Origin of the sequence: Achromobacter sp. (assembly GCF_050285565.1) — a bacterium.
Taxonomy (GTDB): domain Bacteria; phylum Pseudomonadota; class Gammaproteobacteria; order Burkholderiales; family Burkholderiaceae_B; genus Achromobacter.
On sequence record NZ_JBLZXG010000010.1, the window covers coordinates 124757 to 151578 of the forward strand.

General features: G+C 69.0%; 27 protein-coding genes. 19 read left to right on the forward strand and 8 right to left on the reverse strand.

Annotated elements, in window-relative coordinates:
• The first annotated feature begins 56 nt into the window (after positions 1-56).
• Positions 57-239, forward strand: coding sequence for an anaerobic ribonucleoside-triphosphate reductase (nrdD, locus tag ACN6O8_RS21010; protein WP_427992925.1), 183 nt, complete (start codon positions 57-59; stop codon positions 237-239).
• Entirely contained in the window at positions 205-996 is a 792-nt protein-coding gene (locus ACN6O8_RS21015) for an anaerobic ribonucleoside-triphosphate reductase activating protein (RefSeq protein WP_427992926.1), read from the forward strand. Before nrdD ends, ACN6O8_RS21015 begins: the two co-directional genes overlap by 35 nt.
• On the opposite strand, the gene ACN6O8_RS21020 is transcribed toward ACN6O8_RS21015, so the two are convergent.
• A complete protein-coding gene (locus tag ACN6O8_RS21020; protein WP_427992927.1) occupies positions 987-2417 on the reverse strand; it encodes a PLP-dependent aminotransferase family protein in 1431 nt (476 codons plus the stop codon). The genes ACN6O8_RS21015 and ACN6O8_RS21020 overlap by 10 nt on opposite strands.
• Positions 2418-2559: 142 nt before the next feature.
• On the opposite strand from ACN6O8_RS21020, the gene ACN6O8_RS21025 reads away from it, so the two are divergent.
• From ACN6O8_RS21025 to ACN6O8_RS21040, 4 genes are all read left to right on the forward strand, one after another.
• On the forward strand, positions 2560-3849 hold the full coding sequence (locus ACN6O8_RS21025) for a hydroxymethylglutaryl-CoA reductase, degradative (protein ID WP_427993066.1): 1290 nt from the start codon (positions 2560-2562) through the stop codon (positions 3847-3849).
• Between the two features lie 94 nt (positions 3850-3943).
• Complete coding sequence (locus tag ACN6O8_RS21030) at positions 3944-4417, forward strand: hypothetical protein (RefSeq protein ID WP_427992928.1); 474 nt, start codon at positions 3944-3946, stop codon at positions 4415-4417.
• Entirely contained in the window at positions 4414-5802 is a 1389-nt protein-coding gene (locus ACN6O8_RS21035; protein WP_427992929.1) for a tripartite tricarboxylate transporter permease, read from the forward strand. Before ACN6O8_RS21030 ends, ACN6O8_RS21035 begins: the two co-directional genes overlap by 4 nt.
• Positions 5803-5984: 182 nt before the next feature.
• Positions 5985-7142 (forward strand): NAD(P)H-dependent flavin oxidoreductase, encoded by a 1158-nt coding sequence (locus ACN6O8_RS21040; RefSeq protein ID WP_427992930.1) that lies wholly within the window; start codon positions 5985-5987, stop codon positions 7140-7142.
• 7 nt (positions 7143-7149) lie between these two features.
• Here the strand turns inward: ACN6O8_RS21040 and ACN6O8_RS21045 are convergent, their stop codons facing one another.
• A complete protein-coding gene (locus ACN6O8_RS21045; RefSeq protein ID WP_427992931.1) occupies positions 7150-8655 on the reverse strand; it encodes an ATP-binding protein in 1506 nt (501 codons plus the stop codon).
• Positions 8652-9383 (reverse strand): response regulator transcription factor, encoded by a 732-nt coding sequence (locus ACN6O8_RS21050; RefSeq protein ID WP_427992932.1) that lies wholly within the window; start codon positions 9381-9383, stop codon positions 8652-8654. The genes ACN6O8_RS21045 and ACN6O8_RS21050 overlap by 4 nt, the downstream gene beginning before the upstream one ends.
• A gap of 216 nt (positions 9384-9599) precedes the next feature.
• On the opposite strand from ACN6O8_RS21050, the gene ACN6O8_RS21055 reads away from it, so the two are divergent.
• The 5 genes from ACN6O8_RS21055 to msrA all read left to right on the forward strand — a co-directional run bounded on the left by ACN6O8_RS21055 (position 9600) and on the right by msrA (position 12702).
• On the forward strand, positions 9600-10238 hold the full coding sequence (locus tag ACN6O8_RS21055; RefSeq protein WP_427992933.1) for a cytochrome b/b6 domain-containing protein: 639 nt from the start codon (positions 9600-9602) through the stop codon (positions 10236-10238).
• A gap of 10 nt (positions 10239-10248) precedes the next feature.
• Entirely contained in the window at positions 10249-11040 is a 792-nt protein-coding gene (locus ACN6O8_RS21060) for a molybdopterin-dependent oxidoreductase (protein WP_427992934.1), read from the forward strand.
• Positions 11041-11081: 41 nt separating this feature from the next.
• Positions 11082-11396 (forward strand): pentapeptide MXKDX repeat protein, encoded by a 315-nt coding sequence (locus ACN6O8_RS21065; RefSeq protein ID WP_427992935.1) that lies wholly within the window; start codon positions 11082-11084, stop codon positions 11394-11396.
• A gap of 74 nt (positions 11397-11470) precedes the next feature.
• Entirely contained in the window at positions 11471-11971 is a 501-nt protein-coding gene (msrB, locus tag ACN6O8_RS21070; RefSeq protein ID WP_427992936.1) for a peptide-methionine (R)-S-oxide reductase MsrB, read from the forward strand.
• Between the two features lie 35 nt (positions 11972-12006).
• Complete coding sequence (gene msrA, locus ACN6O8_RS21075) at positions 12007-12702, forward strand: peptide-methionine (S)-S-oxide reductase MsrA (protein WP_427992937.1); 696 nt, start codon at positions 12007-12009, stop codon at positions 12700-12702.
• A 53-nt stretch (positions 12703-12755) separates the two neighbouring features.
• Here the strand turns inward: msrA and ACN6O8_RS21080 are convergent, their stop codons facing one another.
• A complete protein-coding gene (locus tag ACN6O8_RS21080) occupies positions 12756-12971 on the reverse strand; it encodes a hypothetical protein (protein WP_427992938.1) in 216 nt (71 codons plus the stop codon).
• Between the two features lie 195 nt (positions 12972-13166).
• Here ACN6O8_RS21080 and ACN6O8_RS21085 point away from each other — a divergent pair, with 195 nt between their 5' ends.
• Together ACN6O8_RS21085 and ACN6O8_RS21090 are read left to right on the forward strand one after the other, a co-directional pair.
• The gene (locus ACN6O8_RS21085; protein WP_427992939.1) at positions 13167-15911 is read left to right on the forward strand and encodes an autotransporter domain-containing protein; all 2745 of its coding nucleotides are present in this window, start codon (positions 13167-13169) and stop codon (positions 15909-15911) included.
• Positions 15912-16086: 175 nt separating this feature from the next.
• The gene (locus ACN6O8_RS21090) at positions 16087-16587 is read left to right on the forward strand and encodes a hypothetical protein (RefSeq protein WP_427992940.1); all 501 of its coding nucleotides are present in this window, start codon (positions 16087-16089) and stop codon (positions 16585-16587) included.
• A 72-nt stretch (positions 16588-16659) separates the two neighbouring features.
• Here ACN6O8_RS21090 and ACN6O8_RS21095 read toward each other — a convergent pair whose 3' ends face one another.
• Positions 16660-17211 (reverse strand): Dps family protein, encoded by a 552-nt coding sequence (locus ACN6O8_RS21095; protein ID WP_427992941.1) that lies wholly within the window; start codon positions 17209-17211, stop codon positions 16660-16662.
• Positions 17212-17367: 156 nt separating this feature from the next.
• A complete protein-coding gene (locus tag ACN6O8_RS21100) occupies positions 17368-18024 on the reverse strand; it encodes a TetR/AcrR family transcriptional regulator (protein WP_427992942.1) in 657 nt (218 codons plus the stop codon).
• 159 nt (positions 18025-18183) lie between these two features.
• On the opposite strand from ACN6O8_RS21100, the gene ACN6O8_RS21105 reads away from it, so the two are divergent.
• Entirely contained in the window at positions 18184-18843 is a 660-nt protein-coding gene (locus ACN6O8_RS21105; protein WP_427993067.1) for a DAPG hydrolase family protein, read from the forward strand.
• A 90-nt stretch (positions 18844-18933) separates the two neighbouring features.
• Positions 18934-20106, forward strand: coding sequence for an MFS transporter (locus ACN6O8_RS21110; protein WP_427992943.1), 1173 nt, complete (start codon positions 18934-18936; stop codon positions 20104-20106).
• 61 nt (positions 20107-20167) lie between these two features.
• Here ACN6O8_RS21110 and ACN6O8_RS21115 read toward each other — a convergent pair whose 3' ends face one another.
• Together ACN6O8_RS21115 and ACN6O8_RS21120 are read right to left on the reverse strand one after the other, a co-directional pair.
• Positions 20168-20380 (reverse strand): YbdD/YjiX family protein, encoded by a 213-nt coding sequence (locus ACN6O8_RS21115; protein ID WP_006219198.1) that lies wholly within the window; start codon positions 20378-20380, stop codon positions 20168-20170.
• A 17-nt stretch (positions 20381-20397) separates the two neighbouring features.
• Positions 20398-22482 (reverse strand): carbon starvation CstA family protein, encoded by a 2085-nt coding sequence (locus ACN6O8_RS21120; RefSeq protein ID WP_427992944.1) that lies wholly within the window; start codon positions 22480-22482, stop codon positions 20398-20400.
• 317 nt (positions 22483-22799) lie between these two features.
• Here ACN6O8_RS21120 and ACN6O8_RS21125 point away from each other — a divergent pair, with 317 nt between their 5' ends.
• The 4 genes from ACN6O8_RS21125 to tauA all read left to right on the forward strand — a co-directional run bounded on the left by ACN6O8_RS21125 (position 22800) and on the right by tauA (position 26768).
• The gene (locus tag ACN6O8_RS21125; protein ID WP_427992945.1) at positions 22800-24221 is read left to right on the forward strand and encodes a cache domain-containing protein; all 1422 of its coding nucleotides are present in this window, start codon (positions 22800-22802) and stop codon (positions 24219-24221) included.
• Entirely contained in the window at positions 24218-24874 is a 657-nt protein-coding gene (locus ACN6O8_RS21130; RefSeq protein ID WP_427992946.1) for a response regulator, read from the forward strand. Before ACN6O8_RS21125 ends, ACN6O8_RS21130 begins: the two co-directional genes overlap by 4 nt.
• A gap of 99 nt (positions 24875-24973) precedes the next feature.
• Positions 24974-25519 carry a GTP cyclohydrolase I FolE gene (gene folE, locus ACN6O8_RS21135; RefSeq protein WP_427992947.1) on the forward strand — a complete coding sequence of 182 codons (546 nt, stop codon included), beginning with the start codon at positions 24974-24976 and terminating at the stop codon, positions 25517-25519.
• 220 nt (positions 25520-25739) lie between these two features.
• Entirely contained in the window at positions 25740-26768 is a 1029-nt protein-coding gene (gene tauA, locus ACN6O8_RS21140) for a taurine ABC transporter substrate-binding protein (protein ID WP_427992948.1), read from the forward strand.
• Positions 26769-26822 lie beyond the last annotated feature (54 nt).

Here is a 26822-nt window from a genome sequence, read left to right on the forward strand (position 1 = left end):
CGTTGACCGCTTTTTCCCCGGGCGATCCGCGCCCGGCCTTTCCCCCAGGAGCCATTATGCAAACCTTGATCACCCCCGCAGCCGCCGCCCCGCAGGCGCTGCGCCTGGACGACAGCCAACGCGTGCGCTGCGAAGTCTGGACCCGCGTCATGGGCTACCACCGCCCCGTGTCTTCCTTCAACACCGGCAAACAAGGCGAGTTCAATGAACGCCGCTTCTTCGTCGAACAACGTGCCTGAAGCGGCCGGCGGCCGCAAGGCCGCCGCCGCCCGGCATGCGCCGCGGCTGGCCCACGCCGCGCCGCCGCGGCCGGTGGCCCAGCCGCTACCCCGCCACGCGCCGGCCGTGGGCGGCCTGACGCCCTTCTCCACCGTCGACTGGCCGGGCACGCTGGCCGCCGTCATCTTCATCGCCGGCTGTCCGTGGCGCTGCCACTACTGCCACAACCCCGAACTGCAGACGCGCAACGCGCGCTACGACTGGCGCGACGTGCGCGCCTTCCTGGAAAACCGCCAGGGCCTGCTCGACGCGGTGGTGTTCTCGGGCGGCGAACCGCTGAGCGAACCGCGCCTGCCGTCGATGATCCGCGAGGCGCGGCGCCTGGGATACCGCATCGGCCTGCACACCGCCGGCATCTATCCGCTGCGCCTGGCCGACGTGCTGCGCCACCTGGACTGGGTCGGCCTGGACATCAAGGCCGACGCGCAGGGCTATGACGACATCACCGGCCGGCGCGATTCGCACCGGCCGGCGCAGGCCTGCCTGACGCAACTGCTGACGGCGGGCCTGGATTTCGAATGCCGCATCACCTGGCATCCCGACTGGCTCGACGAGACCCGGCTGCTGGGCCTGGCGCGCGAACTGGCGCGGCGCGGCGTCAAGCGCTTCGCGGTGCAGGGCGCGCGCAGTTGCCCCAGCTCGCCGCCGGCGCGGCTGCTGAGCAAGCAGGCGCAGGCAATGCTGCGCGGCTGGTTCGAGGAATTCGCCTACCGCTGAGCGCTGGCGCGGCCCAGGCGCGCCGCCAGCGCGGCGTGAAAGCGCGGCGAGGCCACCGCGCCCACGTTACAGCGCGACCACGGCGACACGGCGGTCGGGTCGACGCTGAACACGCGGCCCGGCGCCATGATGACCTTCTCCGCCATCAGGTCCTCGGCCAGCGCCAGCGAATTGTCGATGCCGGGAAACGCCGCCCAGAGATACAGCGAACTGGTGGGCCGCGTGTAGACCGCGGCGCCCAGCGAATCCAGCACCCGCAACGCGTCGCCGGTGGCCGCCTCCAGCCGCTGGCGCAGGCGCACCAGGTGGCGCTCGTAGTGGCCGTCGCGCAGCATCACATCGACCATGCGCTCGCAATACTCCGAACTGCTGACGTGCACCAGCGCCTTCAGATCCGCCAGGTCGCTGGCCAGGCCCGCGCCGCAGGCGACGAAGCCGACCCGCAGCGCCGCCGAGAACGACTTGGAGAAACTGCCGATATAGAGCGTGCGTTCCAACTGGTCCAGCGCCGACAGCCGCACGGCCGAGGTCGGCTTGAAGTCGGCCAGCGGGTCGTTCTCCACCACGATCAGGTTGTGGCGCTCGGACAGTTGCAGCAGCTTGTAGGCCTTGGCCGGCGAAATGTCCGAACCGGTGGGATTGTGGGCCAGCGACTGGGTGAAAAAGAGGCGCGGCTTCTCGCGCTGCAACAAGGCCTCCAGCGCCGCCAGGTCGGGGCCGTCCGCCAGGCGCGGCACGCCCAGCATGCGCACCCCGGCCAGCTTGAGCTTGCCGAACAGCGGGTAATAGCCGGGATCGTCCACCAGCGCCGCCGCGCCCGGCGGCAGGAAGTAGCGGATCACCAGGTCCATGGCCTCGTTGGCGCCATGCGTCAGCACCAATTGCGACGGCGCCGCGCTGATGCCGACGTCGCCCAGCTTGCGCACCAGGCTCTCGCGCAGCGGCGCGTAGCCGAAGCGGCTGCCGTAGCGGAACAGCGTGCCCAGGCCGGTGCGCACCACCTTCTGGTGATAGCGGTCCATGCGCATGTCGGCCAGCCATTCCACCGGCGGGAAACCGTCGCCGGCGGCGATGGCGTCCGGCTGCGTCTTGAGTTGCTCGCGCATCAGCCAGACGATGTCCATGGCGCGGCTCAACTGGCCCGGCTCTTCATCGGCGGCGCGCTGCGCCGGGCCGGTATCGAGCACGTAGAAGCCCGAGCCGCGGCGCGGCTCCACCAGGCCGCGCGCCACCAGCATTTCGAACGCCACCACCACGGTGTTCTTGGCATAGCGGTGCAATTGCGCCAGTTCGCGCAGCGACGGCAATTTATCGCCCGGGCGGTAGACGCCCTCGGCGATCTGGCGGCCGATCAGGCGCGCCAGGCTTTCGGCGATGGGCGCGGCGCGCGGAGCGCGGGCCTGCGAAGTGTCGGCGTCCACGGAATGGTTTTCAGCAGGGGAAAAGTCAAAAATTGGTGCAGTGCGATGGTACTGTTCGTCCAAACTGTACCTCTGAATGCCGGTACAGTTTACCTAGAATCTGGCCACCCAATTCCTAGATTTCCAGATGGAGACACATGTCATGGTGGCCGATTCACGCCTGCCCAATTTCCGCGCCCTCACCCCGGCCCAACGCCTGGCCGCCATCGCCGACGCCGCCGGCCTGACGCCCGAGGAACGCCAGCAACTGGCAGAACCCGGCGCGCTCGGCCTGGAGCGCGCCGACGGCATGATCGAGAACGTCATCGGCGCCTTCGAACTGCCGCTGGGCGTGGCCGGCAACTTCCAGGTCAATGGCCGCGACGTGCTGGTGCCGATGGCGGTGGAAGAACCGTCGGTGGTGGCCGCGGCCTCGTTCATGGCCAAGCTGGCGCGCGAGAACGGCGGCTTCGAGACCTCCAGCACCCGGCCGCTGATGCGCGCCCAGGTGCAGGTGCTGGGTCTGACCGATCCGCACGGCGCGCGCGTGGCCCTGCTGCGCGAGCGCGAGCGCATCGTCAAGCTGGCCAACAGCCGCGACCAGGTGCTGATCGGCCTGGGCGGCGGCTGCCAGGACATCGAAGCGCATGTGTTCGCCGACACGCCGCGCGGCCCGATGCTGGTGCTGCACCTGATCGTCGACGTGCGCGACGCCATGGGCGCCAACACCGTCAACACCATGGCCGAGGCCGTGGCGCCGCTGGTCGAGGAAATCACCGGCGGCACGGTGCGGCTGCGCATCCTGTCTAACCTGGCCGACCTGCGCCTGTCGCGGGCCCGCGTGCGTCTGACGCCGCAGACGCTGGCCACCCGGGATCGCAGCGGCGCCGAGATCATCGAGGGCGTGCTGGACGCCTACGTGTTCGCCGCCACCGACCCGTACCGCGCCGCCACCCACAACAAGGGCATCATGAACGGCATCGACCCGGTCATCGTCGCCACCGGCAACGACTGGCGCGCGGTCGAGGCCGGCGCCCACGCCTACGCCTGCCGCGACGGCCGCTACACCTCGCTGACGCATTGGGAAAAGGACGCCAGCGGCGCCCTGGTCGGCACGCTGGAAATGCCGATGCCGGTGGGCCTGGTGGGCGGCGCCACCAAGACCCATCCGCTGGCGCGGCTGGCGCTCAAGATCCTGGGCGTGCGCTCGGCCCAGGAGCTGGGCGAGATCGCCGTGGCCGTGGGCCTGGCGCAGAACCTGGGCGCGCTGCGGGCGCTGGCCACCGAGGGCATCCAGCGCGGCCACATGGCGCTGCACGCGCGCAACATCGCGCTGACGGTGGGCGCGGTGGGCGCCGAGATCGACCAATTGGCCAAACGCATGGCCGAGGAAAAGGACGTGCGCGCCGACCGCGCGCTGGCGCTGCTGGACGAACTGCGGAAACCGGCCTGAGGGCGCGGCACGGCCGGCGCGCGCACGCCGGCCGCACAAGAACAGAGGCGGCGGCGGGAATCGCCCGCGCCGCCCGTCCATCAAGGAGACAGACATGGAAAGAGACAGCAAGGCGTCCGCCGGACGCCTGGCCGAAGTGTGGAACGACACGGTCGACCTGCGCCACCTGGCGTGGGCCATCGCCATCGGCATACTCATCAGCGTGGCCGGTTTCTACGCCGCCAGCGGCTGGCTGCGCGACAGGGTCGCCGCGCCCGAACTGGCGCATGCCTACGCCATGCTAGCCGGGCTGGCCGGCTGCGTGTTGGCGGGCGTGATCTGCGCCCGCCTGTTCCCGCCCAAGCGCGAAGTGGTCGAGCACAGCGCCTCGCACGATCCGGCCTGGCGCGCCGAGGTGCTGGCCGAACTGGCCGCGCAGCCGGGCGGCCTGGGCACGCTGGCGGACCTGCCGCCCGCGGTGGTCAAGGAATTGAAGGAACTGGACCTGTACGAACTGTTCGCCGCGCCCGCTGCCGCACCGGCGCCGCGGGGCCGTCCGCAAACCGTGCGTGAAGAGGTGCCGGCATGAGCGATCCCGTATTGCTGGAACAAATCATGGTGGCGGCCGGCATGGGCCTGTTGGGCGCGGTGGTGTTCGCCGCCATCGGCCTGGTGTCCGGCACTGACGAGACCACCACGCTGGCGCCGCTGACGCTGCTGGTGGTACTGCTGGGCGTGCCGCCGGCCGGCGTCTTCACCTTCTTCCTGGCCGGCGCGGTGGCCAAGCACATGACCCACGCGGTGCCGACGGCGCTGCTGGGCATCCCCGGCGACACGCTGGCCACGCCGCTGCTGCAGGACGCCAACATGCTGCGCAAGCTGGGCGTGCCGCACATCGCGCTGCGCAAGATGGTGTCGGGCGCCATCGTCGCCGCCTTCGTGGCGGTGCCGCTGGCGGTGCTGTTCGCCGTGCTGCTGGCGCCGTTCGGCGGCGCCATCACCAAGTCGGCGCCGTGGATCTTCCTGGCCGCGGCGGTGCTGATCGCCTACTTCTCGGCCGGCCGCTGGGCCGCGGTGGCGCTGCTGGTGCCGTTCGTGGTGGTGATCGTGGCGCTGCAGAGCCTGACCGCCAAGTATGGCGTCAAGCTCAGCATCAGCTACTTCCTGGGCATCGCCATCGGCCCGCTGATCGCCGACCTGTTCACCGTGATCGCGCCGCAGGGCCGCGCGCAGATGATGCGCGACAAGGTGCGCACGTTCTCGCTGGCGCCGGACGTCAAGGGCTGGTCGGGCTATTTCCCCAATCCGCTCAAGGTGATGGACCGCATCCAGACCCGCTGGACGCTGGCCACCGCCACCATCTCCAGCGCCACCTTCGTGTTCAGCCCGGTGGCGATGACGGTGGTGCTGGGCGAACTGGTGGGCTCGCGCGTCAAGCATGCGTATCACCGCCTGACCACGGTGCTGAGCGCGCGCAACGGCGTCACCGAGGCCACCTACATCGCCGAGGCCCTGATCCCGCTGATCGCCTTCGGCCTGCCGCTCAGCCCGGTGGCCGCCGGCCCGGCCGCGCCGCTGTTCAACGCGCCGCCGCGCTTCACGGTGGATGCCACCAGCGGCCAGACCCACAACCTGCACAACCTGCTGAATCACTGGGAATTCCTGGGCTACGGCATGCTGGCGGTGCTGCTGGCGGCCATCGTGTCGTACCCGTTCGCCATGAACTTCGCGCGCCGCGCCGCGCTGTTCGTGTCGCGCAAAGTCAGCCACGAGGCCATCATCGCCACCTTCGTCGGCCTGATCATCGTGATCAGCGTGTGGGAAGGCCAGTTTCTGGGCCTGCTGGTGATCCTGACCATGGGCCTGTTCGGCGGCCTGCTGTCGCGCCTGTTCGGCTTCAATACCGGCGTGCAGTTCATGGGCTACTACACCGCCGTGCTGACCGTGCCGGCGCTGGTCAAGCTGGTGGCGTAAGGCGCCAGCGAAAAGGCGCGGAGCCGGTGGGCTCCGCCCCTTTTTTGTCTGCCTGGCGGGCCCGCGCGCCCTGCCCGCTTCATTCCCCCCGCTTTCCCCGGCCCGCTTGATCCCGCGCAAGGCGCCGCGCCATGCCTTGCTCTAGCCTCGGAGCCACTGTTCCCAATAAAGGCTCTCATTTCATGACGTGGTTCAAATCCCTCACGCTCGCCGGACGCGAATTGCTGCCCATCGTCCAGGGCGGCATGGGCGTCGGCGTATCCGCCCATCGCCTGGCCGGCGCGGTCGCCAGCCAGAACGCCGTGGGCACCATCGCCAGTGTGGACTTGCGCCATCACCATCCCGACCTGATCGAGCAGACCGAAGACTGCCGTGACCGCGAACAGATCGACAACGCCAACCGCGTGGCGCTCGACCGCGAAGTGCGCGCCGCGCTCGACACCGCGCAGGGCCGCGGCGTGGTCGCGGTCAACGTCATGAAGGCGGTGCGCGACCATCCCGCCCTGGTGCGCCAGGCCTGCGAAAGCGGCGCCCAGGCCATCGTCATGGGCGCCGGCCTGCCGCTGGACCTGCCCGACATGACCGCCGACTATCCCAAGGTGGCGCTGGTGCCGATCCTGTCGGAAGCGCGCGGCGTGGCCGCGGTGCTGAAAAAGTGGATGAAAAAGGGCCGTATGGCCGACGCCGTGGTCATCGAACACCCCGGCTACGCCGGCGGCCACCTGGGCGCCGCGCGCCTGGACGACATCCACGACGAACGCTTCGACTTCAAGCGCGTGCTGGCCGAATGCCGCCAGTTGTTCCAGGATCTGCAACTGGGCCGCGACGCCCCGCGCCTGATCGTGGCCGGCGGCGTCGGCAGCCATGAACAGGTGCGCCACTGGCTCGGCCACGGCGCCGACGGCGTGCAGGTGGGCACGGCCTTCGCCGTGACCCACGAAGGCGACGCGCACGAGAACTTCAAGCGCGTGCTGATGGAGGCCGACCCCGACAAGCTGGCCGAATTCACCAGCGTGGCCGGCCTGCCGGCCCGCGCCGTGCCGACGCCGTGGCTGACGCGCTACCTGCGCCAGGAAAAGACCTTGCAGGACAGCACCCGCTGCGACGCGCGCCGTTGCAGCCAGCGCATGGACTGCCTGACGCAATGCGGCCTGCGCGACGGCATCGCGCGCTTCGGCCAGTTCTGCATCGACCTGAAGCTGGCTGCCGCCATGCGCGGCGAAGTCAGCCGCGGCCTGTTCTTCCGCGGCGCCTCCAAGCTGCCGTTCGGCGACGCCATGCGCAGCGTGCGCGAGCTGATGGACTACCTGCTCAACGGCAGGATGCCCGCCGCGGCCTGATGCCAGCCTAGCCGGGCATCGACGACGCGCCGGCGGCTGCCGCCGGGCGCGCCGCCGGCAGTTCGAATTCGAACACCGCGCCCGGCTCGGGCCGCGCCACCAGCCGGATATCGCTGTGGTGCAGTTTCAGAATGCGGTGCACGATCACCAGCCCCAGCCCGCCGCCGTCACGGGGGCCGTCGGCCAGCACCGAGGCGCGGGTGAACAGATCCGCGCGCAAGGCCTGCGGAATACCGCCGCCGTTGTCGCTGACGCGTACCTGCACGCCGTCGCGCGCCTGTCGCAGGCGCAACTCGATGCGCCCCCCCGGCGCCGTGTGGCGGATGGCATTGTCCAGCAGGTTGGTCAGCACCCGCTCGATCATGCCCAGGTCGGCGCGCACCGGCGGCAGTTCCTGGTCGATGGCGGTGGTCAAGCGTTGCTGCCGCGCCTCGGCGGCCAGCTCGAACTTCTGGATCACGTCCTGCGCCAGCTCGGGCAGCGAGAAGGTCTCGGGTTCCAGCCGCACCAGCCCGGACTCCAGCCGCGCCAGCTCGAACAGTTCCTGCGCCAGCCGGCCAACCTTGCGGCTCTGGGCCAGCGCGATGTCCAGGTAGCGGCGGCGCTCGGCGGCGTCCAGACTCTCGTCCTTCAACCGCAGCGTCTCCAGGTAGCCATGCAGCGAGGTCAGCGGCGTGCGCAGGTCGTGCGAGATGTTCGCCACCAGGTCGCGCCGCTGCTGGTCCTGGCGCGTCAGTTCGCGCCATTGTTCGGAGATGCGGCGGCCCATCTGCACGAAGCTGCGACGCAGCAGCGCGATCTCGTCGCCGTTGGCGCGGGCGTCGGCCGGCTGTTCCAGCGCCGCCAGCGCGCGGCCGTCGTCGTCGCCGAAGGCGCGCACCGCGCGCGTCAGGCCGCGTAGCGGCCGCGTGATCAAGCCGAACGCCGCCAGGCCCGCCACCAGACCCAGCAAGGCCACCAGCGCGATCGACCACAAGGTGGTGCGCAGCACCGCGCTGCGCGAAGCCGCCATGGCCAGCGCGTCGTGCGCCTGGCCTTGCAGCACCACGTAGACGTAGCCCTGGTCGCGGCCCGCCACCCGCACCGGCGCGGCCGAGAACACCTTGGCGGTATCCAGGTGGCGCGGATCGTCGCCCTCGATCGGCAGCGCCGCGCCCGCCAGGAAGCGGCGCACCGGGGCCAGGTCGACGCGCTCGCGCTTGATCTGCCCCGGCGGCGCGGCGTCGCCGACAATGCGGCCGTCGTTGTCCAGCAGGTAGACCTCGACCGCCGGATTCACCATCATCAGCATCGAGAACAGCGCGCGCACCGCGTCCGGCTTCCAGCCGTTGGCGTCCATCAGCTCGTTGGTGCCGGCGATGTGCTGCGCCAGGCCGCTGGACAGGCGCTGCACCACCTCCTGCTCGTAGCGCAGGTTGGCCGAGATCTGCAACCACGCCGACGCGCCGCAGCACGCCAGCAGCAACAGGGCGAACACGGCCGACAGGCGCTGGGTCAGGCTCAGACGTCTCATGAGGCGGACTCCCCCGGCGCGCCGGGCGCGGCCGCGAACTTGTAGCCGCGGCCCCAGACCGTCAGGATGCGCTGCGGATTGGACGGATCGGCCTCGATCTTGGTGCGCAGCCGGTTGATGTGGGTGTTGACGGTGTGCTCGTAGCCTTCGTGCTGATAGCCCCACACCTGATTCAGCAGATCGAGCCGCGAAAACACCTTGTCGGGATGGCGCGCGAAGAAATGCAGCAGGTCGAACTCGCGCGGCGTCAGGTCCAGCCGGCGGTCGTCGACCGCGGCGGTGCGGGCGATCGGGTCGATGGCCACGCCGTGCTGGCGCAGGCTGCCGGCATCGATGCGGGCGTTGCGCTCCAGCGCCTCGGTGCGGCGCAGCAGCGCGCGCACCCGCGCCACCAATTCCAGCATCGAGAACGGCTTGGCCAGGTAGTCGTCGGCGCCCAGCTCCAGGCCGAGGATGCGGTGCACCTCGCTGGAACGGGCGCTGGTGATGATGATGGGGGTGTAACGCGTCATGGCGCGGGCGCGCTTGCAGATTTCCAGGCCGTCGATGCCGGGCAGCATCAGATCCAGCACCAGGGCGTCCCAGCCGCCCTCTTCCAGCCGACGCATGCCCTCGTTGCCGTCGGCCGCGTGCTCGACCGCGTAACCCTCGTCACGCAGGTGCAGGCGCAGCAATTCGGCGATGTGGGCGTCGTCTTCGACGATCAGGACGCGGCGGGGCGTATCCATGGGGCTCGATCCGGGGGTAGAGGAAGACCAGGGTGGAACGGCCGCGAGCGGCCGACCCACGCCGGGCGCGCGCGATCCGCCCCCGGCAGCGCTATTGTCGCCAATCCATGGCCGGCCAGTTATCACATTTATTTTAAGTTTGCGTGAGGACTTCGATATCGGCCCCGGGGAAGAATGGCGCCAACGACAACGACCGCCTCCCCGAGGAGCCCCGCCATGATGGCCACGCCCGCCACCCCAGACGCCCCCGCCGCCCCGGCGCCCGACACCCGCGGCCCGGTGCACCCCGGCTGGCTGCGCATCGTGCACTGGCTGAACGCGCTGGCCGTGGTCATTATGGTGACCAGCGGCTGGCGCGTCTACAACGCCGCGCCGTTCTTCGACTTTACTTTTCCCAACGGGATCACCCTGGGCGGCTGGCTGGGCGGCGCGCTGCAATGGCATTTTGCAGCCATGTGGCTGCTGCTGGCCAACGGCCTGCTCTACCTGGGCCTGAACCTGACCACCGGCCGCCTGTGGCGCAAGTTCTTCCCGGTCGGCCCGCGCGGCGTCGCCCGCGACCTGGCCGCGGCCCTGCGCGGCAAGCTGTCACACGCCGACCCGCGCCACTACAACCAGGTGCAGCGGCTGGCCTACCTGTTCGTCATCGCCGACCTCACGGTGTTGGTGCTGTCGGGCCTGGTGCTGTGGAAATCGGTGCAGTTCGACACGCTGCGCGTATTGCTGGGCGGCTATGAATTCGCGCGCCGCATCCATTTCTTCGCCATGGCATTGCTGGTGGCGTTCGTGGCGGTTCACCTGGTCATGGTGGCGCTGGTGCCGCGCAGCCTGATCGCCATGATCCGCGGCAAATAAGGAGCCTGACGTGAGCGCAAAACGACGCCTGTCGCTGCTGGGCCTGGATGGCCCGGCCATCCTGAAGGAAGCCGTGAAGATCCTGGACAAGCGGGTCGAGGCGCCCTCGCGCCGGGCCTTCCTGCGCCGCAGCCTGACGCTGGGCGGCCTGGCGATGCTGTCTGGCTGCACGCTGTCCGACGACGAAAACGTCGAAAAGGCGTTGACCGCCGTGTCGCGCTTGAACGACCGCTTGCAGGGCTGGATCTTCGACCCCAACAAGCTGGCGCCGACCTATCCGGAATCCATGATCACCCGCCCGTTTCCCTTCAATGCCTACTACGGCATCGATGAGGTGCGGCAGGTCGAGGAAGAGAGCTTCCGGCTGGAAGTCACCGGCCTGGTGGCCGACAAGCGCCGCTGGCGGCTGGACGAGCTGCGCGCCATGGCGCAGATCGACCAGGTCACGCGCCACATCTGCGTCGAGGGCTGGAGCGCCATCGGCAAATGGGGCGGCGTGCCGTTCTCGGCCTTCCTGAAGCGCGTGGGCGCCGACCTGACCGCGAAATACGTGGGCTTCAAGTGCGCCGACGACTACTACACCAGCATCGACATGCCCACCGCGTTGCATCCGCAGACGATCCTGGCGCTGACCTACGACGGCAGGACCCTGCCGCCGGAGTATGGCTTCCCGATGAAGCTGCGGATGCCCACCAAGCTTGGCTACAAGAACCCCAAGCACATCCAGGCGATTTTCGTCACCAACACCTACCCGGGCGGTTACTGGGAGGACCAGGGCTACAACTGGTTCGGCGGCAGCTAGGTGTTTTTGCTTTTCACCACGACCCACCAGAGGAACGCATCATGAAGACACTCACCACTGCGGCTTTTTCCCTGTGCCTGGCCTTTGGCGCGGCCGCCGCGCACGCGGCCGACAACATGTCCAAGGACAGCATGGCCAAGGACGGCATGGCCAAGAGCGGCATGTCGAAAGATGGCATGGCCAAGGAAGGCATGGCGAAAGACGGCATGGCCAAGGATGGCATGTCGAAGAACGCCATGTCCAAGGACGGCATGTCGCACGACGGCATGAAGAAGGATGGGATGGCCAAGGACGGCATGTCCAAGGGCGGCTCCATGAGCAAGGACAGCATGGGCAAGGACAGCATGGGCAAGTAGGCCCCCGCGCCCGCCGTTGCGCTGGCGCCGCCGCGGGGCGCGCCGCGCGCGGCCTCTTCAACCAGGAGCTTTCGATGAGACTGACACGCAGGCATTTTCTCGGCGCGGGCGGCGCCTTCGCGGCCGCCGCCGGCCTGGCGCCGTTGCTGGGCGGACGCGCCGCGCGCGCCGCGCAGCAACGCGCCTATCCCTATACCCTGACCGACGCCGAATGGCGCGCCAGGCTGACCCGGGCGCAATACGAGGTGCTGCGCCGCGAAGGCACCGAACGGCCCTACAGCAGCCCGCTCAACGACGAGCACCGCGCCGGCACCTTCGCCTGCGCCGGCTGCGCCCAGAAGCTGTTTTCGTCGGCCACCAAGTTCGACAGCGGCACCGGCTGGCCAAGCTTCTGGCAGCCGCTGGAACACGCCGTCGACACGCTCGAAGACCGCAGCTTCGGCATGACCCGCACCGCCGTCAACTGCGGCAACTGCGGCGGCCACCTGGGCCACGTCTTCGATGACGGCCCGCGCCCGACCGGACTGCGTTACTGCATGAACGGCGTGGCCCTGAGCTTCACCCCGCGGGCCTGATCCGGCCCGCGTCTTTTTTCCGAGGATTCCGCACCATGTTTTTGCCCTTCCTTTCCCGCGCCCGCCATGCCGCGCTGGCCGCCGCCGGCGCCCTGCTGGCCCTTGGCACGGCCAGCGCCGCCGAGACCGCTTTCCTCATTCCGCCGCCCGCGCTCGATGCGCCGGCCGGCGCGGCCCAGGACAAGGCCGTCATCGCCGGCGGCTGCTTCTGGGGCGTGCAGGCGGTGTTCCAGCACGTCAAGGGCGTCACCTCGGCGGTCTCGGGCTACAGCGGCGGCCAGGCGTCCGCCGCCGATTACGACACCGTCAGCGGTGGACGCAGCGGCCACGCCGAGTCGGTCGAGATCACCTACGACCCGAAGCAGATCAGCTACGGCCAGTTGCTGCAGATCTACTTCTCGGTGGCGCACGATCCCACTCAGCTCAACCGCCAGGGCCCGGACAGCGGCACCCAGTACCGCTCCGCCGTGTTTCCCGCCAACGATGACCAGCGCAAGGTGGCCGAGGCCTACATCGCCCAGCTGAACAAATCCGGCGTCTACCCCAAGGCGCTGGCGACCACGGTGGAGCCGCTCAAGGGGTTCTACCCCGCCGAGGGCTATCACCAGGACTACCTGGTGCGGCATCCGTACAGCCTGTACATCATGGTGAACGACGTGCCCAAGGTGGAGAACCTGGCCAAGACCTTCCCGGCCCTGTATCGGGACAAGCCGGTGCTGGTCAATCCGTAGCCGCACGGCGGGCCGCTCGGGCGGCGGCCCGGCCAGCCGGGGCCGTATTCGCCTCAACCGGCGCCGCCGCGCCCGCCCTGGCCGGTTTTACCCGATTGCCGCGCGGCGATTCCCAAGCCCCCGGAATAATAAAAACCCGGCCGATTCCAAAATCCGGCAGCCGCATTTTTCGTGCCCGAAAAAATAATATCGGATGTATCAATTCCCACCATTTTGATAATCCGGCCGGTATCCAAATCCTCAATGAAATCAATGTGGTTGGTATCCACGGCCACGGAAAGCCGCGATTTGGATGGTATCTTTCCGGTGATTTTTTTATTTGCAAAAAAACGGGTATAAATTGCGTCCTTTTTCCACCGGCCCCTCCCTTTCATACAAAGTATTTCAACGAACGGCGTCGCTGTCCGCGCCCTTCGCGCCGTATGAAATCCGGATGACGGGCCGCGACAAAAAGGACCCCAGTCTTGATATATCGCACCCACAAGTGGCTGACGGCCACGGTCGCACTGAGTACCTCCTGCTGCGGCGCCGCCATGGCCGCCGACCTGACCGTCGGCGCCGGCAATACGCAGGTGATCGACGGCTCGGTTGCCTTTCCCGGCGGCGTTGACATCAACGGCGGCACGCTGGTGGTGGGCGGCAACGGCGGCGGCGCCAGCGTCACCCTCGGCGGCAACGTCACCGCGGCCGCGAACGGCACCGTCTCGGGCTTCGGCAGCATCGATGGCAATCTCGACGTGACGGGCGCGCGCGTCGCCCCCGGCTATCCCGTCGGCACGCCGACCGGCGTATCCAACGGCAATCTCGTGGTCAAGGGCGACCTGTCCATGAACAACGCCGTGTACGACTTCGAGACCGGCTACGCGGGCCTGCCGATCACGCAACCCGGCACCGGCGACAACCTCACCGTGGCCGGCAACGTCGCCCTGAACAACACGACGCTGAACGTGTCGGTCAACACCCTGGGCGTCAACGCCGGCTACTACCGCATCCTGTCGTACGGCGGCACACTGAGCGGCAACGGCCTGACGCTGGGCACGGTCAGCGGCGACTCGGTGCCCGCGGCCACGATCCAGTCGCTGACCGGCGACAAACAGATCAACCTGATCCTGGGCCCGGCCACCACCAACCTGTGGAACGGCAACGGCGCGGCGTCGGCGACGCGCGCCGGCGGCGGTGACGGCACCTGGAGCGCCGCCAGCGGCAACTGGAACAGCCCCGGCAACGCCAGCGGCGCCCTGCCCGATGGCGGCTATGCCATTTTCACGGGCGCGGCCGGCACCGTCACGGTCGATGGCGGCGCCGGTCCGGTGCGGGTCTCGGGCATCCAGTTCGCCACCGACCGCTACACCCTGCAAGGCGCGCCCATCACACTGGTGAGCAGCGGCGGCAACCCGCCGGCCCTGGTGGTCGGTGACGGCACTTACGCCTCGGGCCAGTTCGTCGACACCATCCACAACCCCTTGCAAGGCACCCAGGGCTTCGTCAAGACCGGCCCCGGCTCGTTGATCCTGACCGCCGACAGTAGCGGCCTGAGCGGCCCCATCCTGATCGCCGACGGCGCCCTGGAGATCGACGGCAAGTTGAACGGCCCCCTGGACATCGGCCGCGAAGTCGTGCTGGCGGGCGTGGGCCAGGTCGGCACCACCACCCTCTACCCCACCGCCGTCATCTCGCCGGGCAACGACAGCTCGCCCATCGGCACGCTGACGGTCAACGGCAACCTCACCTTCGGCGCCGACACGGTCTATCGCGTGCACGCCGATCCGGCCAGCAACGCCAGCGACCGCATCCACGTCACCGGCATCGCCACCCTGGACGGCACCGTGGCGCACGTGGGACCGGCCGGCAACTATGCGCCGCGCACCACCTACAACATCCTGACAGCCGACGGCGGCATCCAGGGCCGCTTCGCCGGCGCCTCCAGCGCCTATGCCTTCCTCACGCCCACGCTCAGCTACGACGCCAACAACGCCTTCATGACCCTGACTCGCAACGACGTGCCGATCGGCAGCATCGGCAATGGCGGCAATGCAAGCAGCGTGGGCAATGCGCTGGATCAGCAAGACCCGCCCGCCAGCGGCAGCGGCTCATCGGTGATCGGCAGCGGCAGCGGTTCGGCCCGCGACAGCGGCGCCCGCCAGGTGACCACCGCGGTGCTCGCCATGACGCCCGACCAGGCCCGCTCGGCCCTGAAGTTGCTGGCCGGCGAAGCCCACGCCAGCACCGCCACGGTATTGCAGGGCCAGGCCGACACCGTGCGCGCGCTGCCGCTGGAACACCTGCGCGGCAACCTCGATGCGCCCCTGCGCGCCGGCCAACCCACGGCCCAGTTGGGCGCGCCCGCCGCCGACGCCCTGCCGCAAAGCGGCGCCGCGCCGGTCTGGGCGCAGGTGTTCGGCAACTGGAGCACGTTCGACGGCGACGGCAACGCCTCCGGCATCAAGCAATCGGCCGGCGGCCTGTTCGTCGGCGGCGACGGCGCGGTCGGCGGCGGCTGGCGCCTGGGCGGCGCGCTCGGCTACAGCGGCAGTCACAACACCATCGCCGATGCCGCGTCGCGCAGCGATGTCGACAGCTATACCGCGACCCTGTTCGGCGGCCGCAACATCGCGGCCGGTCCCGGCCATGTGCGCGTCATGGCCGGCGCCGCTTACACCTGGCACAACATCGAGACCCGCCGCGATGTCGCCGCCGGCAGCCTGAACCAGCAGCTCAAGTCGTCCTATCACGCCGCGTCGACGCAAGTGTTCTCCGAACTCGGCTACCACCTGCCGCTGAGCGATGCCTACGCCATCGAACCGTTTGCCGGCGTGGCCTGGAACCAACTGCGCACGCGCGGCTTCGAGGAATCGGGCGGCAGCGCGGCCCTGCGCGGCAAGGGCCGCACCGACGACGTCACCAGCACCACGCTGGGACTGCGCGGTTCGTGGCAATTCGACTCCCACGGCGCGCCGGGCCGCCTGACCGCCTCGCTCGGCTGGCGCCACGCCATGGGCGATGTCAAGCCCAGCCAGGAACTGGCCTTCGACGGCGGCAGCACGTTCTCGGTGCGGGGCGTGCCGATTGCGCGGAACGCCGCCGTGGCCGGGCTGGGCGCCGAGATGACGATCACGCGCAACACCACCGTGGGCGTGGCCTACGACGCCCAGTTCGGCGGCGGCAACCGCCAGCAATCGGGTCAGCTCAAGCTGGCCGTGCGCTTCTAGGGTTGCGCAGCAGGGCCGCGGGCGCCCATGCGGTGCGCGCGGCTCCCCTTCGGCGGCGGGCGCCGGCAAGCCTGACACGCATTGCGCTACAGTGCGGGAAGCTGGTGGCAACCGCCGCCATCGAGGCCCGCGGCGCACGCCGCCGCGGGCGAACGCATCCAGGAAAAGCACCGCAGTGAATGACACCCACACGCCGGACCCCGACATCACCGGACACCGCAAGGAACAGGCCGCCACGCTCTGGCGTGACGACGGCTGGACCGCCCGTATCATCAAGAACGAAGACGACGACGGCTGGGCCGTCGAAATGACGCTGGACGGACAGTCCGAGCCGGCCCTGGTGGGCCCGTGGACCATGGGCCGTGACAAGAAGAACCCCAAGCCGCTGGACGGGCCCGCCTTCTCCACGCTGGTCAAGACCGCCAACGAAGTCCTGCGTCGCCACGAACAGCAATTACACGCGACGCTGCACAAGAGCGTGAAGATCGACGGCGCCGGCGGCCGCCTGACCGTCAAGCTGGATATCGTGCCCGACGACGACGAGCCTTATGCCGTGCTGAGCGCCTACGATGAAGCGGGCGAACCGCTGGCCCGCATCCACGTGGCGCCGACCTACAAGCTGAACGTGCAACGCGCCCAGGAATGGGCCAGCGGCGGGTTCGGACGCGACGGCTGAGGCCGCGCCCGCTCGCGGCGCATGACGCCACCCGGGCGCCGTGACAGGCCCCGGGAGCCGCGCCCACGCCGCTCAATGACCGGTGCTGTCGCCTTGCCGGCTGGCTTCGAACAGAAACCAGGTGCGCCGCTCGGTCTCGTCGATCCAGTTCTCGATGAGGCTGGAGCTGGCGATGTCGCGGTGCTCGTCGGTGACGTTGTGGGCCTCGCGCAGCGTCGCCGCCAGGGTCTTGTTGTCTTCGCGCAGCTCGGCCAGCATATCCAGCGGCTGCACGTAGTCGGCGTCGTTGTCGCTGATGCGCTGGGTGCGCGAGATATGGCCGATGGAGCGCAGCGTGGTGCCGCCGATCTTGCGGATGCGCTCGGCGATGGGGTCGGTCATGGCGAACAACTGGTCGCCCTGCTCGTCCAGCAACAGGTGGTAGTCGCGAAAGTGCGGCCCGCTGACATGCCAATGGAAATTCTTGGTCTTCAGGTACAGCGCGAACACGTCGGCCAGCACCTGGTTCAACACCGCCGCGATATCGCGGGTGGCGGCGGCGGCCAGATCGGTGGGGGTCGCCAACGGGCGCTTGCGCAGCGTCTTTGCCGCCTTGGTGGTCTTCGCATTCAGTTTCTTGGCCATGAATCGCAGCTCCTGGAAATGATTCGGAAAACACGCGCGCGGCGCGATCGGTCGTGCCGCGAGCTCCCAGGGTAATTCCGTCTCCACGCTTTGCCAATGGGCGCGTGCGGCTGGCGCCAGGCTGAACGCCGCCGTCACCCCGGCGCCACGGCGGCACTAGTGCGGCCGTATCCCGAAGACCCCTTCCTGCCCGGAGAACAGCGCCACGCAAGCCTGGATGCGATCGGCGATGGAGCCTTGCGGCAGCGGCGCGGCCAGGCCCAGCGCCATCTGCCGCAGCGGCTCGGCGATGGTCATGGCCAGCAGCAGGCCCGCCGTCTGACGCGGTTGCTTGATGTCAATCAAACCGCGCGCGGCCAGTCTCTCGAACCACGCGGCCAGCATCGCGGTGCCGCGCTCGATGCCGTTTTCCTGGTAGACCGCCAGCAGCGCCGTGCGCGCCGGGAAGTCGGCGGTCAACAACCGGAACATGCCGACGGCGTCGGCCGACAGGGCGCGGTCGGCGATCGCCTGCAACACCCGCGCCAGGGCCGGCAGCACCTCGGCGGCGCTGCCGACCTCCTGCGCCATCACCGGTTCGAAGCTATCGGTCCAGCCGCGCACCACCTGCGCCACCAGGTCTTCGCGGTTGGCGGCGAATCGGTAGACGGTTTTCTTGGCCATGCCGGCGCGCCGGGCCACCGCCTCCAGCGTGGCGGCGGCGTAACCCTCGTTCAACAGCAGCCAGGTGGCGGCCTCCAGGATCGCGGCGCGCAATTCGGCGTCAGGCCGGGCGGGACGGCCGCGTGGACGCGGCGGGGGGGACGATGCCATGGTCGGGCAATGCTCCTGTGGTTGAGGTGCGATCTTACACGCAGCACTTATTTTGGAAACGAATAACGTTTCTTTATTGTAGAATCCGCTCGTCCCCCCTTTTCCGGAGCCCACGCCTTGACTTCCCCTCATCCCGATGCGGCGCACATCGCCGCCGACATGGACAGCCTGCTCGACCCCGCGCCGCTGCCGCTGGAAACCGGCATCACCCGGCTGCCCGGCGGCGGCCTGCTGGTGGCCGCGCGCACCGACCTGCACGGCTGCAAGGGCCGCATGGTCGATTGGTGGTTCAAGTTCTTCCAGACCACCCAGCACATCCGCTGGTGGCACCCGCACGACCATGTCGAGCATCGCGGCTGGGACGGCGCCTGGCGCCGCGGCGAAAGCTATATCGGCGCGTCGATCCACGCGGTGGAATCGCTGGCCGACCTGCCGCCGGTGGCCGCGAAGCTGAAATTCCACGCCCCGGACGAAGCCTTCGACGCCGCCCGCCTGCGCGCGGCGCAGGGCAGCCAGGACGTGTCCGCCGCGGTCTACGCCCGCATCGGCTTTGGCGACCGCATCCGGCTCGATGCCGATGGCGACCCGCTGGACGGCCAGATGATCCACCTGGCGCGCGACACGCCGTTCGGCTGCGTGCTGCGCAGCCGCTTTTACCTGGGCCTGTCGAGCGCGCAACCGCAACAGGACGTCCCCGACGTGTTGGGACTGAACTTGCTGCGCCACTGCTATACCGAGTTCACCTACCTGTCGCGCTTCCTGCCGTCGATCTACTACGGCGAACACGCCAACGGCGAAGCCGCGCCCCTGCCCTGGTGACAGCCGCCGCGCCCGGCGCCGGCGCGGCGCGATCCGGGGCAAGGTGTATGCTACGGCGCTTTCCCACCGCCACCGTCCCGTTAGATCGCTATGCGCGGCAACCCCGACGCCCGGCAAGGCGCCATCGCCCTGCATGGGTTCTACTTCCTGTACTACGGCTTGCAGGGCGTCAGCATTCCCTTTCTGCCCCTGTGGTTCGCGAGCCGCGGCCTCGATCCGGCGCTGATCGGCCTGATCGTGGCGACCTCGTTCCTGCCCAAGATCCTGTCCACGCCGGTGGTGGCGCACGTGGCCGACCAGCGCGGCGGCGCGCACGGCCTGATCTTCGCCGCGCTGGCGGCCTCGCTGCTGCTGTTGCTGTGCTACCCCTTCAGCCAGGCGCCAGTCTGGCTGTTCGGCATTGCGCTGCTGTTGAACGCGGTGTTCCCGGCGGTGCTGCCGCTGCTCGATCGCATGGCGATCGCCAGCGGGCGCGGCCAGGGTCACTCGTACACCCTCATCCGCGCCTGCGGCTCGCTCGGCTTCGCGCTGGTGACCGTGGCCGGCGGCTACCTGATCAAGACCTTCGACAGCGACTGGGTACTGTGGCTGTCGATGCTGCTGATCGTGGCCTGCCTGGCCTGCGTGCGCCTGCTGCCGCAGGCCGCCCGTCCCGCCCCCGGCGAAGCGCCCGCCGCGCGCGCGCGGCTGCCGATGCGCGAAATCCTGCGCGACCGGCCGTTGCTGCTGTGCATCGGCGCGGCCTCGCTGGTGCAGGCCAGCAACGGCTTTCTGTATTCGTATTCCACGCTCTACTGGAGCGATCGCGGTCTGTCCCCGGCCCTGATCTCGATGCTGTGGGCGGTGGGCGTGGCCAGCGAAGTGCTGTTCTTCTTCCTGGCGCCCAAGGTGCTGGCGCGGGTCGGCGCCCAATGGCTGATCCTGATCTCGGCCGTCATGACGGCATTGCGCTGGACCGGCCTGGCGGCCACCACTGACCCGGCCTGGATCGCCGCGCTGCAACTGCTGCAATGCTTCACGCTGGCGGGCAACAACGCCGCCATCATGTGGTACATCGCGCGGCGCGTGCCGGCGGCCTGCAAGACCTCGGCCATCGCGCTGTATGCGCTGCTGTCAGGCGGCGTGTTCATGTTCGGCAGCATCCAGCTCGGCGGCGCCCTGTATCGCAGCCATGCGCCGGGCGGCTTCCTGGCGATGGCGTTGTGCGCGGCCTGCGCCATGCCGCTGGTGCTGGCCGCCGAAAAGCGCGCGCGGTCGGCCTGAGGCCAGCCGCCGCGCCAGGCCGGCGACTGGTCGCGTCGCGGTCAACGGGCCCGCGATCCCGTCAGCAGCAGCCGATGCGCTTCTTGCCGCCGTAGCGGGCGTCCTGGCGCTCGCGGAAGAACGCCTCGTAGCTCATCGGCTCCTGGTCGGGATGGGTGCGCCGCATGTGCTCGACGTAGGTCTCGTAGTCGGGCACGCCGACCATCAACCGCAGCGTCTGGCCGAGGTAGCGGCCGGCGGCGCCGGCCGCCGAGGTCATGTTGGAAAACAGCATGGCGGCGCCTCCTGGCCTCAGTCCGCGCCGGCGGCCGCGGCCGGCAGGGTTTCGTACGGCGTTTCACGCGCGGTCGGCTGGTTCTGGGCGCGGGCGCGCTGCACCGAACGGATACCGAACAGCACCGTGCTGATCACCACGAACATGAAGATCATGCACAGCCCGGCGTTGATGTAGTCGTTCATCACCACCCGCGACATTTCCGCCAGCGACTTGGCCGGGGCCAGCACCTTGCCTTCGGCGATGGCGGCGTTGTACTTGGCCGCGTGCGCCAGGAAGCTGACCTTGGGATCGGCATGGAACACCTTCTGCCAGCCGGCGGTCAGGGTGCACGCCAGCAGCCACAGCGTCGGCAGCACGGTGACCCAGGCGTAGCGGTCGCGCTTCATCTTGAACAGCACCACGGTGCCCAGCGTCAGCGCGATCGCGGCCAGCATCTGGTTGGCGATGCCGAACAGCGGCCACAGCGTGTTGATGCCGCCCAGCGGATCGACCACGCCCTGGTAGAGGAAGTAACCCCAGGCCGCCACGCACAGACCGGTGGCGATCAGGTTGGCGGGCAGCGACTCGGTGCGCTTGAGCGACGGGGCGAAGGTGCCCAGCAGGTCCTGCAGCATGAAGCGGCCGGCGCGGGTGCCGGCGTCCACGGCCGTCAGGATGAACAGCGCTTCGAACAGGATGGCGAAGTGGTACCAGAACGCCATCATGCTGGGGCCGCCGATGGCCTGGTGCAGGATGTGCGCCATGCCCACGGCCAGCGTCGGCGCGCCGCCGGCGCGCGAAATGATGGTGCTTTCGCCGACGTCCTTGGCGGTCTGCACCAGGTCGGCCGGGGTAATCACGAAGCCCCAGCTCGACACCACCTGGGCCACCTGGTCGGGCGTGGTGCCGATGACCGCCGCCGGGCTGTTCATGGCGTAATAGATGCCCGGCTCGATCACGCAAGCGGCCACCAGCGCCATGATGGCGACAAACGACTCCATCAGCATGCCGCCGTAACCGATGTAGCGGGCCTGGGTTTCGTTCTCGATCAACTTGGGCGTGGTGCCCGACGAGATCAGGGCGTGGAAGCCCGACACCGCGCCGCAGGCGATGGTGATGAACAGGAACGGGAACAGGTTGCCCGACCACACCGGGCCGGAGCCGTCCACGAACTGCGTCAGCGCCGGCATTTTCAGCTCGGGCGCGACCACCACGATGCCGATGGCCAGGCCGACGATGGTGCCGATCTTCAGGAAGGTCGACAGGTAGTCGCGCGGCGCCAGCAGCAGCCACACCGGCAGCACCGAAGCGATGAAGCCGTAGACAATCAGGATCCAGGTCAGGCCCTTGCCGTCGAAGTCGAACATCGGGCCGATCACCGGATGCGCGGCCACGTCCTGGCCGAAGGTGATGGCGGCCATCAGGCCGACGAAGCCGATGATGGACACTTCGCCGATCTTGCCCGGACGGATGTAGCGCAGGTACACGCCCATGAAGAGCGCGATGGGAATGGTGGCGGCCACCGTGAAGGTACCCCACGGCGAGTGCGTCAGGGCCTTGACCACGATCAGCGCCAGCACCGCCAGGATGATGACCATGATCATGAAGGCGCCGAACAGCGCGATCACGCCCGGGATCTTGCCCAGCTCGGACTTGACCAGGTCGCCCAGCGAACGGCCGTCGCGGCGCGTCGAGATGAACAGGATGGTGAAGTCCTGCACGGCGCCGGCGAACACCACGCCGGCCAGGATCCACAGCATGCCGGGCAGGTAGCCCATCTGCGCGGCCAGCACGGGGCCGACCAGCGGGCCGGCGCCGGCGATGGCGGCGAAATGGTGGCCGAACAGCACGTGCTTGTTGGTCGGCACGTAATCCAGGCCGTCGTTGTACTTCCAGGCCGGCGTCATGCGCGTCGGATCGAGGCGGAAGACCTTGTTGGCGATGAAGCGGCTGTAATACCGGTATGCGATCAAGTACACGCAGACGGCGGCGATCACCACCCATAGCGCGTTGATGGTCTCCCCTCTGGCCAGCGCCACGGTGCCAAGCGCGAACGCGCCCAGGACCGCAACCGCCAGCCAGACCAGGTGCTGACCCAGTCCCTTACTGCTGGTTTGCATAAGTGCTCCTCTAGCCTCCCGCCATGCTTTTGGCGTGAAACGCTTTTTTCGTCCCGCGGGTAGGCAGACTCATTGTTGTAGGGTGGCGGACGCAGGCGTCCGCACGGCGTCCGGTCGACGCGGGCGTTAGTATTTCGGTTTGCCCGCGACGCAACAAGCGCGGAACTACGCAAGTCACCTACGTGGTACTACGGAATGCGCCGCAGCATATTCGCCGCCGGGATCGTAAAATCGAGCGCGCGCCCGCTTGCACCGCGCGGGCCGTTCTTTCTTGATGCACCGCAACACGCGCGCCCCGCGCTGATACAAATCCCCTCATGAAGCTGCGCCTCAAAATCCTCCTGCTGGCCGCCGTCCCCCTGCTGGTGGCGCTGGCGGCGATTGCCGTGGCGGTGTATGTGCAGGGCCTGCAACTGGCCCAGCGCGAAAAAGAGGTGGTGGAAGGCGCCTGGCTCGGCAGCAAGGAAAGCGAGCTGCGCCATTACGTCAGCCTGGCCTACAGCGCCATCGCCCCGCTGCAGGACGCCAGCGACGGCGACGCCGCGCGCGAACGCGCGCTGGCGCTGCTGGCGCAGATGGAATTCGGCCACGACGGCTACTTCTTCGTCTACGACCTGCACGGCAAGAACCTGATGCACCCGCGCCAGCCCGAACTGGTCGGGCGGGATCTCTGGAACCTGCGCGACACCCGCGGCCAGCCGGTGATCCAGAACCTGCTGACCGCCGCGCGCCGCGGCGGCAGCCAGGGCCAGGCGGTGCACTACCTGTGGGAAAAGCCCTCCACCCACCAGACGGTGGAAAAGCTCGGCTATGTGGTGGTGCTGGAACGCTGGGGCTGGATGCTGGGCACCGGCATCTACCTGGACGACGTCGAACAGGCCCTGGCGCACATCGACGCCGCCGCCCAGGCCAACATCCGCAAGATGTTCGCCTGGGTCGCCGGCATCGCCGCGGTCTCGATCCTGGGCGTGGCGGCCTGCGGCCTGGCGCTCAACATCAGCGACCACCGCCAGTCCGACGCCAAGCTGCGGCTGATGGCACAGCAACTGGTGCGCTCGCAGGAAGACGAACGCGCGCGCCTGTCGCGCGAACTGCATGACGGCATCAGCCAGGTGCTGGTGTCGAGCAAGCTGGCGCTGGAGGCCGCGCGCGACCGCCTGCGCCAGGCCCTGGGCGCCGAGCCGCGCGCGCTGGCGCACATCGACACGCCGCTGGGCGGCGCGCTCGACCGCCTCAATACCGCCGTGGGCGAGGTGCGCCGCATCTCGCACAACCTGCGCCCCACCCTGCTGGACGACCTGGGCCTGGCGGCCGCGCTGGAACACCTGGGCCGCGAATTCGCCGGCGCCAGCCAGCACGGCGCCGCGCCGCTGGCCGTGCGCCTGTCGACCCAGGGGCGGCCGGTGAAGCTGCCCGAGGCCTACGCCACCGCCCTGTTCCGCGTCACCCAGGAAGCCCTGACCAACGTGGTGCGCCACGCCGGCGCCCGCCACGCCGACCTGACGCTGGCCTACGGCGAACGCGACCTGCGCCTGACCATCCACGACGACGGCCGCGGCTTCGACTATGCCGCGGTGCAGCAGGACCCGCGCCGCGGCATCGGCCTGCGCAACATGCGCGAACGCATGACGGCGCTGTCCGGCAGCCTCAGTTTCCACACCTCCGACCAGGGCACCACCCTGCAGGCCTGGCTGCCCTTGCCGCCGCCCCCCTCCTCCGACGCTTCCCGCCCCGCATGACCGACCCTGGCTCCCCCATCCGATTGCTGCTGATTGACGACCACCCGCTGGTGCGCGATGGCCTGCGCCTGCGCCTGGAGACCGTGCCCCACCTGCAGGTGGTGGGCGAGGCCGGCAACGCCGCCGCCGCCCTGGCCTTCCTGCAGGCCTGCGTGGCCGAGGACCCGCGGGGCGGCTCCCTGCCGCAGTTGGTGCTGATGGACTTGAACATGCCGGGCGTGGGCGGCCTGGAGCTGACCGCGCAGTTGCACGAGCGCTATCCGCAGATCGCCGTGCTGGTGCTGTCGATGCACGACAACCCGGAATACATGCTGCAGGCGGTGCGCGCCGGCGCCCGCGGCTACCTGCTCAAGGACGAGCCGGCCCAGGAGATCCTGGCCGCCATCGACACCGTCATGACCGGCCGCAACTACTTCAGCGCCGCCGTGTCGCTGCGCCTGTCGCAGGCCAGCGCCCCGGCCACCCTGCTGACGCAGCGCGAGCGCGACGTGCTGCGCCACATCGCCAGCGGCCACGCCAACAAGCAGATCGCCCAGGCGCTGGGCCTGTCGGTGCGCACCGTCGAAACCCACCGGCTCAACATCAAGCGCAAGCTGGGTATCGACGGCCAGGCCGAGCTAATCAAGTACGCGGTCGAAAACCGGGGGGTATAACCCTTGCGTGCGTCGGGTTTCCCGACTGCGGAACGGGCCCGCGCTGGGGTAGACTTGCGTGTTCATCGCCGTTGCCGGCGCGCAGCCCCAGGAGTTCCCATGTCATTGGAAAATCACTACACCGCCATTCTCGAAGCCCTGGGTGAAGACCCGTCCCGCGAAGGCCTGGTAGACACGCCGGCGCGCGCGGCCAAGGCCATGCGCCACCTGTGCCGCGGCTACCACCAGAACCTGGAAGAAATCGTCAACGGCGCGCTGTTCACGTCGAGCACCCGCGAGATCGTGCTGGTCAAGAACATCGAGCTCTATTCGCTCTGTGAGCACCACATGCTGCCCTTCATCGGCAAGGCGCATGTGGCTTACCTGCCCAACGGCAAAGTGCTGGGCCTGTCCAAGGTGGCCCGCATCGTCGAGATGTACGCCCGCCGCCTGCAGATCCAGGAAAACCTCAGCCGCCAGGTGGCCGAGGCGGTGCAATCGGTCACCGGCGCGGCCGGCGTGGCCGTGGTGATCGAGGCCCAGCACATGTGCATGATGATGCGCGGGGTCGAAAAGCAGAATTCGTCCATGGTCACCTCGGTGATGCTGGGCGAATTCCACGAAAATCCCTCGACCCGCGCCGAGTTCCTCAGCCTGATCCGCTGAAACGCGTGCGCCCATCGCGCGAAACGGCCGGCCCCCGATGGGGCCGGTTTTTTTTCGCCCGCGCCCTGCGCCAAAAGGCGCGGGGCGCGGAGCTTGGCTCCTACCGAATACGGCATCTGGCCCTAGCGCCGCGGCCCGATCCGGGCAAACTGGCACCACAGGCCGCACCGGCACAAGCCGGTCGCGTCGGGGCGCGGCCCATTCTCTACGGGAGATCACCATGAACGCGTTGTACCGCCTCATCCGCCGCGCCGTCCTGGCCGGCCTGGCCGCCGCCCTGCTGGCCGCCCCCGCGTATGCCCAGACCCGGCTGACCGTCGGCTACCAGCTCATCGTCGGCCCCTTCCTCACCGCCATCGCCGACGGCAGCTTCGACGCCGCCCTGAAAGACGCCGGCTACCAGGTCGACTGGCGCCAGTTCACCTCCGGCGGCGACATTTCCACCGCCCTGGCCTCGGGCAACGTGCCGGTCGGCGTGCTCGGCTCCACCGGCATCACCTCGGCCGCCACCCGCGGCGTCGACCTGGAACTGTTCTGGATCCTGGACAACATCGGCAAGTCCGAAGCGCTGGTGGCGCGCAACGGCTCGGGCATCAACGGCACCGCCGACCTGAAAGGCAAGCGCGTGGCCACGCCGTTCGTGTCGACCTCGCACTTTCACCTGCTGGTGGGGCTGGAACAGGTCTGGCAGATCAATCCGCGCGAGGTGCGCATCCTGAACATGCAGCCGCCGCAGATCGTGGCCGCCTGGCAGCGCGGCGACATCGACGCCGCCTACGTCTGGCCGCCCGCGCTGACCGAGATCGAGAAGAGCGGCAAGGTCATCGCCGATTCGCAAGCCGTCGGCCGCGCCAGCGTGCCGACCTTCGATGGCCTGGTGGTGGACCGCGCCTGGGCCGCCAAAAACCCCAAGTTCATGGCCGCCTTCACCGCCGTGCTGGCCAAGTCATACGCCGCCTATCGCGCCGACCCAGCCGCCTGGAGCGCCGATTCGGCCCAGGTAAAGCGTATCGTCAAGCTGATCGGCGGCAAGCCGGACGACGTCGCCACCGCGCTCAAGCTGCTGACCTTCCCGACCGCCCAGGAACAGGCCTCGCCCGAATGGCTGGGCGGCGGCAAGGACTCGGGCGCGGCGCGCGCGTTCGCCGCCAGCGCAAAATTCCTGAAGAACCAGAAGCAGATCGACAAGGCGCTGGACGACTACAGCGCCCACGTCACCGACCAGTACGCCAAAGCGGCCGCCAGATAGCCGCGGCAATGCCCCGGGCGCGCCGCAAGCCGCGCCTGGCCCCGGCGCCCGCCC